The sequence below is a fragment of the Streptomyces canus genome (assembly GCF_030816965.1).
Taxonomy (GTDB): Bacteria; Actinomycetota; Actinomycetes; order Streptomycetales; family Streptomycetaceae; genus Streptomyces; species Streptomyces canus_E.
Window position 1 is genome coordinate 708,009 of record NZ_JAUSYQ010000002.1, and the last position, 12,454, is coordinate 720,462.

Consider the following 12,454-nt stretch of genomic DNA (forward strand, 5'->3'; position numbering starts at 1 on the left):
GCCGTACGCCCCTCAGACACCCCCGAAGAGCGCGCTGAGCCCCTGTTCGACGGCCTCGCCGAGGTTCTCCTGTCCGATGCCGACCACCGCATAGGTCCGGAGCAGGAAGCTTCGCAGGGCGGGCGTGTCGAACCGGAGGAGGGCGAGGCCGTACGGCGAGTGGAACTCCACGACCGTCGTGCTCCGTCCGCACGGCCAGATGTGCACGTCCCCGCCGCCGGCCGGTCCGAGCAGCCCCTCCTCCAGCAGGGCACGGGCGAAGGCCCAGGTCGCTCCCTGTCCGTCCAGGGAGACCTCGGGCGGGAAGTCGACGCAGACGGCCAGCGGGTCGGTGGAGTCGTAGCGCAGGACGGCGGGGACGGGCAGTTCCTGGTTCTCCGCGGTGATCAGCCGGGCGCGGGCAGGCTGCTCGAAGGTCGTGTCCATGCGGTCTCCACTGCGGTCGTGAGGTCGGCCGGTTGTGCCTGTGTGTACTTACGACCTCGCAGGTGCCGTTTGCATTACGCCTGAGCAGGGGTGAATTGACGTGACCTGCGTCACATGACAAGACTCCCCGACTTCACCAGGCGTTCACCAAGCGGCCCCCACCCCCGTCAGCACCCACCCCCTGGTACGGCCCGAGCCCCGTATGTCAGACTCCTTAGAACACAGGACCGTCGAACACACAAATGAACATCGGATCGGCCACCCACCGACCCGCCAAGTCGCGTACATCGCCTACGACTTGAGACACCAAAGGGCGTAGACGACGCGCCCCGCCCGACCGCCTTGTGAAGACTGTGGCATATGCCAGAAGCACCACCGTATCGTGTGCTGCCAAATCCCTTACAGCGCGTCGCGCCCTGTGCAACAGTCGTAACGGTCCCTCCGTCCCGCCTAGGTCGAACCGTCCCCGCATCGGAGTGCGTCATGCCGTCCCACCTCTCCGCGGACCACCCCGCCGCCCAGCCGCCAGGACGCGGCTCGGTCGACGCGCTGATATCGCAGACGCGGCGGCTCAAGGGCGACGTGGACGCCGTACGACGGGACGCGCCCAGTGATGGTTCGGACCCCCAGGAGCGCTGGCAGCGCGCGCTGTACGACCTCGCCCTTCACCAACTCAGCGACCTGGACGAGCACTTGGCGCAGCTGCGGGACGGCCCGCCGCCCGTGCCGTCGCTGCCCGCGGCACAGTCCGCCGCGCGAACCGCGCCGCCCGCTCCCCGGCGCGGCTCGCTGCTCAGCCGGGTCGGCAGCGCGGAGTGGAACCTCCTTACGGACGAGGCGAGTTGGTCAGGGGAGCTGTACGAGATACTCGGCCGCGACCGCACCGCTCCCCCGCTCACCCTCGACGAGCTCCCTTCCCTGGTGCTCGACGAGGACCGGCCGACGCTGACGGGCATGGTCACGGACTGTCTGGTCGACGCCAAGCGCATAGACGGCGAGTTCCGGGTCGTGCGCCCGGACGGCGAGGTGCGCACCGTCCACATGATGGGCGAGCCCGTGCTCGACGCCGACGGCAGCACCGCCTCGATGTGGGCCGTGCTGCGGGACGTCAGCGAACTGCGGCGCAGTGAACGGGCGGTGAGCGAGACCCGTGACTCGTTACAACGCCAGAGGCAGCGCGCGCACAGCGAGCACCGGCTCGCGGTCGAGCTGCAGGAAGCCGTGCTGCCGCCGTGGCGTGGCTCCCTGCGGCTCCCGCACCAGGGCACCGAGACCCTGGACCTGGCCGCCCGCTATCTGCCGTCGTCGGCCAGCGCCCTGATCGGGGGCGACTGGTACGACGCACTCGAACTGGCCGACGGCGAGACCCTGCTCAGCGTCGGCGACCTCACCGGGCACGGAGTCGCCGTCGCCTCCGGCATGGCGACTCTCCTCGGCGCCGTGCGCGGCATGGCGATGGCGGGCACCCAGCCCGGCCAACTCATGTCCCTGCTCAACCAGTTGCTCGATGCCACCGTGCAGCCGGCCCTCGGCAGCGCGGTCTGTTGCCGCTACCGTCCCGCGACCCGCACCCTGGTCTGGGCGCAGGCCGGGCACCCCGCCCCGCTGCTGTTCCGGAGCGGGACGGGGCGCAGGCTGAACTCACCCGACGGCGTGCTCCTCGGCGCGACCTCCGGAGCCGTCTACGCGCAGGCCGAGGAGGCCCTCGAACCGGGCGACCTGCTCCTGCTGCACACGGACGGACTGGTGCCCGGGCGCAGCAGTACGGCTACCGTGAACCGGCTCCTCGACCTGGCCCCCCGTTTCGACGGGGCGCGCACCGCGCAGGACTGTGTGCGCATGGTCATGGAGGAGTTCGGCGAGACCGAACGCGAGGACGACGCCTGCGTGCTCATCGCCAAGGTGACTTCATGACGACAGACAGAAGGGTGACGACAGTACGGTCCCGCTGGGCCGGTGCTCACGCCCGCGCGCTGTTGCCACCCCTTCCCTTCGGCTTCGGCAGCGCCAGCCTGATCTCCTCGCGCAGCTCGTTGATCCTCGGGTAGCTGGAGTACTCGGCGGTGAGCCGGTACATCTGACGGAGCCGGTCCCAGGTGCGGTGGGAGGAGTTGGAGCCCATCGACACCAGCGCCAGCCGCGCATAGCGGTCCGCCTGTTCGGGGTCGTCGGCGATGAAGCAGGCCGAGGCCATCGACAGGAAGTCGAAGATCTTCGACCGCTGCCGTCCGTCGACCCGCAGGGCGAGGGCCTTCTCCGCGTAGTGCTGGGCGTGCACGGCCGCACCGGGCTCGTGCTCCGCCAGCGTGCGGTAGGCCAGGGCCTGCATGCCGTACAGATCCTCCTCCTTGAAGGTCTGCATCCAGCTCGGCGGTGGCACGTCGCTCTTGTCGGAGACGAAGAGGTCCTCCGCCTGTCCGAGGGTGCGGCGCATGGCCTGGCCCTTGCCCATGGAGGCCTGTGCCCAGGCCTCGATGGTGTAGAGCATCGCCTTGGTGCGGGGCAGCACCTCTTCGCCGGAGCCCGACCGGGCGAGCTTCATCAGGTCGAGCGCGTCGTCGGGCCGGCCCAGGTGCACCATCTGGCGGGCCGCCCGGGAGAGCGCCTCGCCGGCGCGGGGCCGGTCACCGCCCTCTCTCGCGGCATGGGCGGCAATGACGAAGTACTTCTGAGCCGTCGGTTCGAGGCCGACGTCGTGCGACATCCAGCCCGCGAGGACGGCCAGGTTGGCGGCGACGCCCCACAGGCGCCGCTGGAGATGGTCGGGGTGCCGGTAGGCGAGCATGCCGCCCACCTCGTTGAGCTGGCCCACGACCGCCTTGCGTTGCAGCCCGCCGCCGCGGGCCGCGTCCCAGGCCCGGAACACCTCGACCGAGCGCTCCAGTTCCTCGATCTCCTGCGACCCGATGGGGGCGGCCTCGTAACGGTCGAACCCAGCGGGGTCGGCGTGCAGGGGGTCGTCGAACTGGGGGGCATCGGCGGTGAGGGCCGGATCGGTGTGCAGCCAGTCGTGCATGGCACTGCTGAGTACGGATCCCGCGGTGAGCGCGGCACCCGCGCCCACCAAGCCGCGTCGGTTGAGCATGAGGTCCATTCCCGTGAATTCGGTGAGGACCGCGGCGGTTCGGTCGGGCGCCCACGGCATGCCGTCGGGATGTTCCACGCTCCCGTCGCCCTGCCGTTTCCCCGTACGCCCGTGCCGGACCAGACCGAGGTCTTCAATGGTCACGACACGGCCGAGACGCTCGGTGAACAGAGCCGCCAGCACCCGCGGCACCGGATCGCGCGGGATCTCTCCCATGTCGATCCACCGCCGCACCCGCGAGGTGTCGGTCGAGAGCTGGGGATGGCCCATGGCCGCCGCCTGCCGGTTGACCAGCCTCGCGAGTTCACCCTTGGACCAGCCGGCGAGGCCGAACAGGTCCGAAAGTCGGGTGTTGGGTTGTCCGCTCACGTCAAGCCCCCAGGTTCTCGGCTGAGTTGACAGTAGCCCCGTGTCAGTTGCTCCGGGACTATTCGCCAGGGTTCGCCAGGGTGCGCCAGATGGTGTGCCAGTGCGCCTCTGCGGTGAGGTAGGAACGCGCCACCCCGACCCGGACCTCACAGGGACATTCCCCAGGGTGCACCCGGTGGTCCGGGTCGGGCAGCGCACTGCTTCTCCAGGCACAGCAGGCACACGAAGGGATCTGTCTCGCCCATGTACGCAGCATCGTCCTCCGTGTCCGCCCCGCCCCGGTCGCCGCATCTCCGACCTGCGGGCGGTGGCCCCTACCTCGACCCCGCGCGGCCGACGGCCCCCGTACCGGGTACGGGCAGGACGCGGCGCGTTCCGGGGCTCGGCACCCAACCGCTCAGCGGGAGACTCGACTTGTCCGGCCCTCAGGGCGCCCAGCTGCGCACGGCGCTCGCGTCGGTGCACCGGATCTGCCCGGAGTTCGCCCCGGTGCAGGTGCTGCGCCGCAGCGGACGCTCCGTGCTCCTGGTCGGTACGACGGGACGCAGCACGGCTGTCGCCAAGTGCTTACTCGACCACTCCCCCGTATGGGCCGAGCGGATCCGGCACGAAATAGCCGCATACCGTTCGTTCGTCCGACACCGGCCCCCGGTGCGCGTCCCGCGGCTGATCGCGGCGGACCCGGACAACTGCACCCTGGTCATCGAGCGGATGCCCGGCCGGGCGGCGGCTCTGCACCGGCATCCGGCGGAGGCTCCGCCGCGCGCGGACATCAGGGCGGCGCTCGGCGCGGTGTGCCGGCTCAACGCCTGGCGTCCGCCCGCGGGCACCTTCGACGCCCCGCTCGACTACGCGGCCCGTATCTCCCGCTACCACGAGCTGGGGCTGCTGACCGACCGGGACATGGGGGACCTGCAGAAGCTGCTGCACGGCATCGCCCACTCGGCGGGCCGACAGGGCATGGGCCAGTTCTGCCACGGCGACGCACTGCTCTCGAACATCCTGCTCTCACCGGCCGGTCCAGTGCTGGTGGACTGGGAGCACGCGGGCTGGTATCTGCCGGGCTACGACCTGGCGACGCTGTGGTCGGTCCTCGGCGACGCCCCGGTGGCCCGCCGTCAGATCAGCCAGATCGCCCAGTCGGCGGGCCCCGCCTCGCGGGACGCCTTCCTGGTGAACCTGATGCTCGTACTGACCCGTGAGATCCGTACCTACGAGACGGCCGTGCAGCGTTCGATGCACGACTCGACCCCGGCGGCACCGGGCCTGGCCCACCCGGGCGCTGCGCCGTCCGGTGAGGAACAGCGCCTGCTGCTGAGGCGGCTGCACGACGACTGCCAGCTGGCCCGTCGGGCCGTGCGCGCGGCGGTCGGCACTCGCTGACGGGGACGACGGTCCGCGGTGCGCCCCGAAGACCGGGGGCGCGCCGCGGACCGTCGTATGTGCGGCTCCACGCCAGGGGACATTGGTATACGCCACTGACGCCCCGCAGGCCTGGAAGCATCCGCCACGAAACTCCCGGCACCCCTCATTGACATGGGAAATCGTCTGCTCCTGGGCATGATTGACGGATCGTCGGCAAGCCGGTACCACTGACGCACGCCCGGCCCCGCACGGCTCATCGCGCCCGACCGTCCCAGGAGGCTGCATTGCGAGGATCCACGACCGACCCCAACAGAGCCACCCGGAGGGTGGTCGGCACGCTGGCCGGCACCGCCCTGCTGCTGCCCCTGCTCGGCGCGGCCCCGTCGCAGGCCGAAGACTCCTCGGCCGGCCTCCAGCAGGCCTTCGCCTCGGCGGCCGCCGAGTACCACGTCCCGCAGAGTGTCCTCCTCGGCGTCTCCTATCTCCAGTCCCGCTGGGACGGTCACGCCGGAGCGCCGAGTGTGACCGGTGGCTACGGCCCGATGCACCTGACCGACGCCCGCACCGCACTCGCCTCGGAACCGCACCACAGCGAGGGCACGGAGGACGCCCGCGGCAACAGCGCCAGCCCGGCGCTGCTCCCGGCGACGAAGGTGCCGACGCCCACCGAGCTCCCGGCCCGTCTGGAGACCTTGCCGAAGGCGGCCAAGCTGAGCGGCCTGAGCGCCGGGGACCTGCGCACCGATCCCGCGGCGAACATCGCCGGCGGTGCCGCGTTGCTGGCCACCGCCCAGAAGGACCTGGGCGAGCCGCTGAGCCAGGACCCGGCGGACTGGTACGGCGCCGTGGCCCGCTTCTCCGGCGCGGACGACAGCGCGACGGCGGCGGCGTACGCGAACGACGTCTTCGACGTGCTGCGCACCGGCGAGGAGCGCACCACGGACGCCGGTCAGCGGATCGCCCTGACCGCTCAGCCGACGCTCGCCCCCGACACCGCGCAGCTCACCCGGACGGGCCTGCGCACGCTGGGCAGCGGCAACACCGAGTGCCCGAGGACCGTGTCCTGCGAGTGGATCCCGGCACCTCACGAGGAGTTCGGGGACAACGACTACGGCAACCACGACCTGGGTGACCGTCCGGCCTCGCAGAGCATCAAGTACATCGTCATCCATGACACGGAGGGCACCTGGGAGGGGGTCCTCAACCTGGTGCAGGACCCGACCTATGTGTCGTGGAACTACACCCTGCGCTCGACCGACGGTCACATCGCCCAGCACGTGAAGGCGAAGGACGTGGCCTGGCACGCGGGCAACTGGTACATCAACGCCAAGTCGATCGGTCTGGAGCACGAGGGCTTCCTGGCGAATCCGGACGCCTGGTACACGGAGGCGATGTACCGGTCCTCGGCGCGGCTGGTGAAGTACCTCTCCGCGAAGTACGGCATCCCGCTGGACCGGCAGCACATCCTCGGCCATGACAACGTGCCGGGCCCGACGACCTCGACCGTCTCGGGCATGCACACCGACCCCGGCCCGTACTGGGACTGGCGGCACTACTTCGAGCTGCTGGGCCACCCGTTCAAGGCGACCTCCACCAAGCGGGGCGGCCTGGTGACGATCCGGCCCGACTACGCGACCAACCAGCCGCAGTACACGGGCTGCGTCGCCAAGGGCGAGCCCTGCGCGTCGCACGGTTCGAGCGCGGTACGGCTCTACTCGGCCCCCGACGAGAAATCCGCTCTCGTCACGGACATCGGTATGGCCGGCAGGGCCCCGACGATCGACGTGAACGACCTCTCGTCACGGGTCTCCACAGGCCAGCAGTACGCGGTCGCGGACCGGGACGGCGACTGGACGGCGATCTGGTACCTCGGCCAGAAGGCCTGGTTCAAGAACCCCAGGAGCAACCCGACCGCGGTGAGTGCCTCCGGTCTCGTCGTCACCCCCAAGGAGGGCCTCGACAGCGTCCCGGTGTACGGCCGCGCCTACCCCGAGGCCTCCGCCTATCCGACGGGGGTCCCCGCCCAGGCGGTGTCGCCGCTGCCGTACAAGGTGCTCAAGGGCCAGACGTACGTGATCGGTGACAAGGTGCCCGGCGAGTACTACTACGCGGTCACCTTCACGACGGACTCGCACAGGGTTGTGGTCGGCCAGGACCTGTACTACGAGATCCAGTACGGCCACCGGGTGGAGTTCGTGCGAGCGGCGGACGTCGATGTGAAGCCCTCGGTCCAGCGCCGGTAGGCAACGTCCGGCGGATGGCGGCTCCACTCGTCTGGGTGTGGCCGCCACCGGCCGTTCACCGGGTGTCCGGGATGCCCTGTAGGGGGTGGCCAGGCGCAGCAGCATACGGCGGTGGCTCGGGAAGGCCACGGGTCGGGGGAACCTGGCTTCCGGAGCCTACGGCGTTGTGTCGGCCAGGGGCGTGGCCAAACGTTCAGTCCTGCTGGAAGAGCTCCGCCGGCAAGGGCTTGAGGAGGGCGTACAGGTCGTCCGTGATCGGTCGGTCCCAGGCGGCGATGGTCACCAGGACGTTGTCGCTGCGGTCGAACTGGACGCAGGAGATCCGGCTCTCGGAGAGCTTGAGGCGGCGCACGATCAGGAGGTTGTCGCCCTGCATCACCGGCATCTCCTCGGTGTCGGTGACGGTCACCTCCTCGTCGTTCTCCAGCGCGATCAGCAGCTGCGCCACCTCGAAGGGGACCTGGCCGTCGGGGACCTCGCGGGCCGGGGAGCCCTCGGGGAGGTTGCCGATGATCATCGCGGGGCCGCGGCCGCCGAACAGGTCGTAGCGCAGGAAGACGCCCTGGCAGGTGCCGTCGGGGGCGGGCAGGAGCCCCGCGCCGAGGTTGCCGGGCCAGTCGCCCGGGTCCATGGCCAGGACATCGAAGTCTGGACCGGCGGGGGTGGCACTACGGCGGCGGAGAAACGACATGCGCCAATGGTAAGGGGCAGTCACGCACTCGTGCGGGTCCAGGTGTGGGGGCCGGCCGCGCGATTCCCCCGCGCCCCTATGGTGGACCACTCACCGTTCGCAGGCCGGTACTGTCCGTTCCCAGCTTGCGGCAGACGGCCGACAGCGACCGTGTCGCCGTCTGTTCATCGGCGTTCAACTCCTTCGCGATCTCCTCCTCGGTGTGCCCCTGCGCCGCCAGGTCGCCACCGTGCGTTCGTGTGCCGTGTCCGTCCCGTGCTGAGACGGGGGGCCGGGCGGGTCCGTGTCGACCCAGCCGGATCAGGGCTGGAAGACGTGTTCGTACAGCACGGCGAGGAAGTAGACCAGCCCCCCGGCGCCGGCGGCCACGCCCAACGCGGCGCCGTAGCGCGACCCGGCCGTCGCGGCGGCGCCCCATCCGCACAGGGTGAGCGCCGTGACGATGGCGAAGGCGAGGACGAAGAGCCCCATCACCGTCAGGGCCGCCCAGCCGGCGATCGCCCTGAAGCCGAGCGTTTCGAGCCCGGTCAGTGGCTGGTCGCGTACCGCGATCGTGGAACCGATGCGGGCGTCGGCCTCGATGACCGCGTCGGTGTCGATCAACCGACCGCCGGGTGACAGCAGTTGGCCATGGCATTCGGTGGTCGGCTTGTTGTTGTACGTCCGCACGACCGCGCACGAGTCGACGTGCAGTCGCCCCGCGGTCCCGGACAGTCCGACGGCACCCGCGAGCATCAGCCCGCAGTAGCCGGTCAGCACCACGCCGAACACGAGGGCGAACAGAGCGGCCACGGCCGAACGGAACCGCTCACCCCGCTCCTCTCCCCGCTTCTTCCACTGCGTCTGCCGGAACGTCCGCAGGCGTTCGGTCTTCTTGAACCGCCGTCTGCCCGCCTTCGACGTCACTGCCTCTCCCCTGCTCCCTGTGACGCTCATGATGCCGTGCCACCCGCGCCCGGTTGCCGCAGGAGGGCTTGCACCACTCCTGGCGCGGATGATCCTTCAGGAAGTAGCGCACGCAGCGCGGGGCATGGCAAGCGCGCAACCGCCGCCGGTCGGCACCCGCGAGAAAGGCGATCGCGGCCTGCGCGAGTACGGCCGTGAGGTCGGTCCCCCGCGGCACCGGCTGCCGGTGCACGACGGGTTCGGCGTCGTCGGTCCACTGCAGCACGGGGACGGTCGGGGTGCGGGCGGCTGCCGCGTTGAGGCGGGCGACGGCTTCGGGGACGGGCAGCAGGCGGGCCGCGTCGGCGGGGCTGGGCTCACCGGGACGCACGGCGCGGGCGAAGAGGGCTCGGACGGCGGCCCGCAGGTCGCGGACCGCCGCGAGGGTCCCCTCGTCGGCGACGAAGGGCGAGGCGTCCGGCAACGTCTCGGCATGCTCCCGGACCCAGGTGGTGAGACCCGCGAGGTCGGCCAGGTCGTCGGCGACGCCACCATGTCCGTCGTGCCGGATGGTGAGGGCCAGGTCCAGGGTGAGACGGGCATCCCTGTTGATCGTGTCCTGCATACGGCTAATGATAGGTTCCGCCGCATCCATTAACACGTGGGCCAGGGCCCCTTTGCGCTCACCCTCAGGTGAGGTCGAACTCTCCTTCCCGCGCCCCTGACACGAACGCGCCCCATTCCGCGGGGGTGAAGATCAGGGAAGGGCTCTCCGGGCGGCCGCTGTTGCGCATCGCGATGAACCCCTCGACGAAGGCGATCTGGACATCCCCCAGACCGCGGCTGCTCGAGTGCCAATCGGCGTTGCTCAGGTCCAGCTCCGGCTTCTCCCAGCCCATGAGCGGCTGCTGCTGGATGGTGGTCTCGGCCACGTCCGTGCTCCTCCCGATTGCGTCGTCCGCGGCCAGCCTAGCGATCGTGCCCGACCGCCGACAGGCCACGTGAGGGGGACCTTTCAGGAGTCGATTCACGCATCAGGTGGCTCAGACCCCACGAGCCACATGGAGAAGAACTGGGATCCGCCGCCATAGGCGTGCCCCAGCACCCTGCGGGCGCCCTCCACCTGGTGTTCCCCGGCCTGTCCGCGTGCCTGGAGCGCGGCCTCCGCGAAGCGGATCATGCCGGAGGCGCCGATCGGATTGGTGGACAGCACGCCGCCCGACATGTTGACGGGCAGGTCACCGTCCAGCTCGGTGACGCCGGCCTCGGTGAGCTTCCAGCCCTCTCCCTCGTCGGCGAAGCCGAGGTTCTCCAGCCACATGGGCTCGTACCACGAGAACGGCACGTACATCTCGACGGCGTCGATGTCCCGGCGCGGGTCGGCGATCCCGGCCTGCCGGTACACGTCGGCCGCGCAGTCCTTGCCCGCCTGGGGCGACACGGCGTCCTTGCCCGCGAAGAGCGTCGGCTCGCTGCGCATGGCGCCGCCCAGCATCCAGGCCGGTGGCCGGGGGGCCCGCGCGGCGCCCGCCCGGTCGGTGAGCACCATCGCGCAGGCGCCGTCCGAGGACGGGCAGGTCTCGGAGTAGCGGATCGGGTCCCAGAGCATGGGCGAGGCCTGGACCTTCTCCAGCGTGATGTCGTGCTCGTGCAGATGCGCGTACGGGTTCTTGAGCGCGTTACGTCGGTCCTTGTACGCGACCAGCGAGCCGACCGTGTCCGGTGCGCCGGTGCGCCGCATGTAGGCGCGCACGTGCGGTGCGAAGAAGCCGCCGGCTCCGGCCAGAAGGGGTTGCTGGAAGGGGATCGGCAGGGACAGGCCCCACATGGCGTTGGACTCGGACTGTTTCTCGAAGGCGAGGGTGAGGACGGTGGAGTGCACCCTGGCCGCCACCAGGTTCGCGGCGACCAGCGCCGTGGAGCCGCCGACGCTGCCCGCCGTGTGCACCCGCAGCATCGGCTTGCCCACCGCGCCGAGGGCGTCGGCCAGGTACAGCTCCGGCATCATGACGCCCTCGAAGAAGTCGGGCGCCTTGCCGATCACCACGGCGTCGATGTCGGCCCAGGTCAACTCGGCGTCGTCGAGCGCCCTTCGGGCGGCCTCCCGGACGAGCCCGGCGATCGACACGTCCCGGCGGGCCGCGACATGCTTGGTCTGGCCGATTCCTACGACGGCCACGAGCTCCTTGCTCATCGCGGATCCCCTTCGAGTACGGCGACCAGGTTCTGTTGGAGACAGGGCCCGGAGGTGGCGTGGGCGAGGGCCCGGTCGGACTCGCCCCGGTGGATCCGGGCGGCGGCCTCACCGATACGGGCGAGCCCGGCGGCCATCATCGGGTTGGCGGCGAGGGCGCCGCCGGACGGGTTGACCCGTGTGGAGTCGTCCAGCCGCAGCGCTTTGCGCAGGACGACTTCCTGCGAGGTGAACGGCGCGTGCAACTCAGCGGTGTCGACGGGCCTTTCGAAGGCCCCGGCCCGCTCGGCCGCCAGTCGGGTGGAGGGAGAGTCGGTGAGGTCGCGGACGCCGAGCGAGTGCGCCTCGATACGGTGGTCGATCCCGCGGATCCAGGCGGGGCGCTCGCACAGCTCCCTGGCCCGCTCCCCCGCCGCCAGGACCACGGCGGCGGCCCCGTCGCCGATGGGCGGGCAGTCTCCGGTGCGGAGTGGCCGTACGAGGTAATCCCCCTGCGGTACAGGGCCTTTGAGCTGTGCGCGCGGGTTGTCGGTCGCGCGGCTCCGGGCGCCGATGGTCGCCAGCTCGGGTTCGTCCGTGTCACCCGCGTCGATCAGCGCCTGGGCCTGGAGGGCGGCGAGGGCGACGGAGTCGGGCCACAGGGGGGCTACGTAGTACGGGTCCAGCTGCCGGGTGAGCACATCGCGCAGGGAGCCGGGTGAGGACTTGCCGTACGCGTACACCAGCGCGGTGTCGGCGTCCCCGGACAGCAGCTTGGTCCACGCTTCGTACAGGGCCCAGGCCCCGTCCATCTCGACGTGCGACTCGGAGATGGGCGGCCAGGCGCCCACGCCGTCGAGGGCCAGGGTGAAGGAGAAGGCACGCCCCGCGAGGTAGTCACAGGAACCGGAGCAGGTGAAGCCGATGTCGGCGGTCTTCAGACCGGTCTGCGCGACGACGTCGTGCAGGACCGGCATGAGCATCTCCACCTCGGAGACTTCCGCGGTGGAGCGCAGGGTGTCGGACTGGGCGAAGGCAATCACAGCGATCTCACGCATCACTGGGGCTCCAGGCGGTAGAGTCGTCGGCTGCGGAGCGAGAACCAAACCCGCAGAGCAGTTCCTTCCAAAACTTCATAAACCCGGGCTGGTCTCAACCCGGCTGGTGCTGATCGCGTGAGACTCGATCGTTCGCTGAACGATCGGGCAGCGTGAGCC

At 70.6% G+C, this 12,454-nt stretch carries 10 protein-coding genes and 1 pseudogene; 3 read left to right on the forward strand and 8 right to left on the reverse strand.

Annotated elements, in window-relative coordinates; genetic code table 11:
• Nucleotides 1-12 precede the first annotated feature (12 nt).
• On the reverse strand, nt 13-426 hold the full coding sequence (locus QF027_RS04230; protein ID WP_306985914.1) for an SsgA family sporulation/cell division regulator: 414 nt from the start codon (nt 424-426) through the stop codon (nt 13-15).
• 483 nt (nt 427-909) lie between these two features.
• Here QF027_RS04230 and QF027_RS04235 point away from each other — a divergent pair, with 483 nt between their 5' ends.
• Nucleotides 910-2,340 (forward strand): PP2C family protein-serine/threonine phosphatase, encoded by a 1,431-nt coding sequence (locus QF027_RS04235; RefSeq protein ID WP_306985912.1) that lies wholly within the window; start codon nt 910-912, stop codon nt 2,338-2,340.
• Between the two features lie 46 nt (nt 2,341-2,386).
• Here QF027_RS04235 and QF027_RS04240 read toward each other — a convergent pair whose 3' ends face one another.
• On the reverse strand, nt 2,387-3,880 hold the full coding sequence (locus QF027_RS04240) for a DNA-binding protein NsdB (RefSeq protein WP_306985909.1): 1,494 nt from the start codon (nt 3,878-3,880) through the stop codon (nt 2,387-2,389).
• A gap of 243 nt (nt 3,881-4,123) precedes the next feature.
• Between QF027_RS04240 and QF027_RS04245 the strand changes: the two genes are divergently transcribed.
• Both QF027_RS04245 and QF027_RS04250 read left to right on the forward strand, forming a co-directional pair.
• Nucleotides 4,124-5,263, forward strand: coding sequence for an aminoglycoside phosphotransferase family protein (locus QF027_RS04245; RefSeq protein WP_307072718.1), 1,140 nt, complete (start codon nt 4,124-4,126; stop codon nt 5,261-5,263).
• A gap of 266 nt (nt 5,264-5,529) precedes the next feature.
• On the forward strand, nt 5,530-7,488 hold the full coding sequence (locus QF027_RS04250; RefSeq protein ID WP_307072720.1) for an N-acetylmuramoyl-L-alanine amidase: 1,959 nt from the start codon (nt 5,530-5,532) through the stop codon (nt 7,486-7,488).
• Nucleotides 7,489-7,681: 193 nt separating this feature from the next.
• Here QF027_RS04250 and QF027_RS04255 read toward each other — a convergent pair whose 3' ends face one another.
• The 6 genes and pseudogenes from QF027_RS04255 to QF027_RS04280 form a co-directional block, all read right to left on the reverse strand.
• On the reverse strand, nt 7,682-8,179 hold the full coding sequence (locus QF027_RS04255) for a hypothetical protein (protein ID WP_306985902.1): 498 nt from the start codon (nt 8,177-8,179) through the stop codon (nt 7,682-7,684).
• 300 nt (nt 8,180-8,479) lie between these two features.
• On the reverse strand, nt 8,480-9,085 hold the full coding sequence (locus QF027_RS04260; protein WP_307082781.1) for a hypothetical protein: 606 nt from the start codon (nt 9,083-9,085) through the stop codon (nt 8,480-8,482).
• Nucleotides 9,086-9,095: 10 nt separating this feature from the next.
• Nucleotides 9,096-9,689 (reverse strand): annotated as a pseudogene (locus QF027_RS04265) (CGNR zinc finger domain-containing protein); the annotation flags it as partial.
• Nucleotides 9,690-9,753: 64 nt separating this feature from the next.
• On the reverse strand, nt 9,754-9,996 hold the full coding sequence (locus tag QF027_RS04270; RefSeq protein ID WP_007379863.1) for a DUF397 domain-containing protein: 243 nt from the start codon (nt 9,994-9,996) through the stop codon (nt 9,754-9,756).
• A gap of 95 nt (nt 9,997-10,091) precedes the next feature.
• Nucleotides 10,092-11,258, reverse strand: a complete 1,167-nt coding sequence (locus QF027_RS04275) for a thiolase domain-containing protein (protein WP_306985895.1) — start codon at nt 11,256-11,258, stop codon at nt 10,092-10,094.
• Complete coding sequence (locus QF027_RS04280; RefSeq protein ID WP_307072722.1) at nt 11,255-12,298, reverse strand: thiolase domain-containing protein; 1,044 nt, start codon at nt 12,296-12,298, stop codon at nt 11,255-11,257. The genes QF027_RS04275 and QF027_RS04280 overlap by 4 nt, the downstream gene beginning before the upstream one ends.
• Nucleotides 12,299-12,454: the final 156 nt, after the last annotated feature.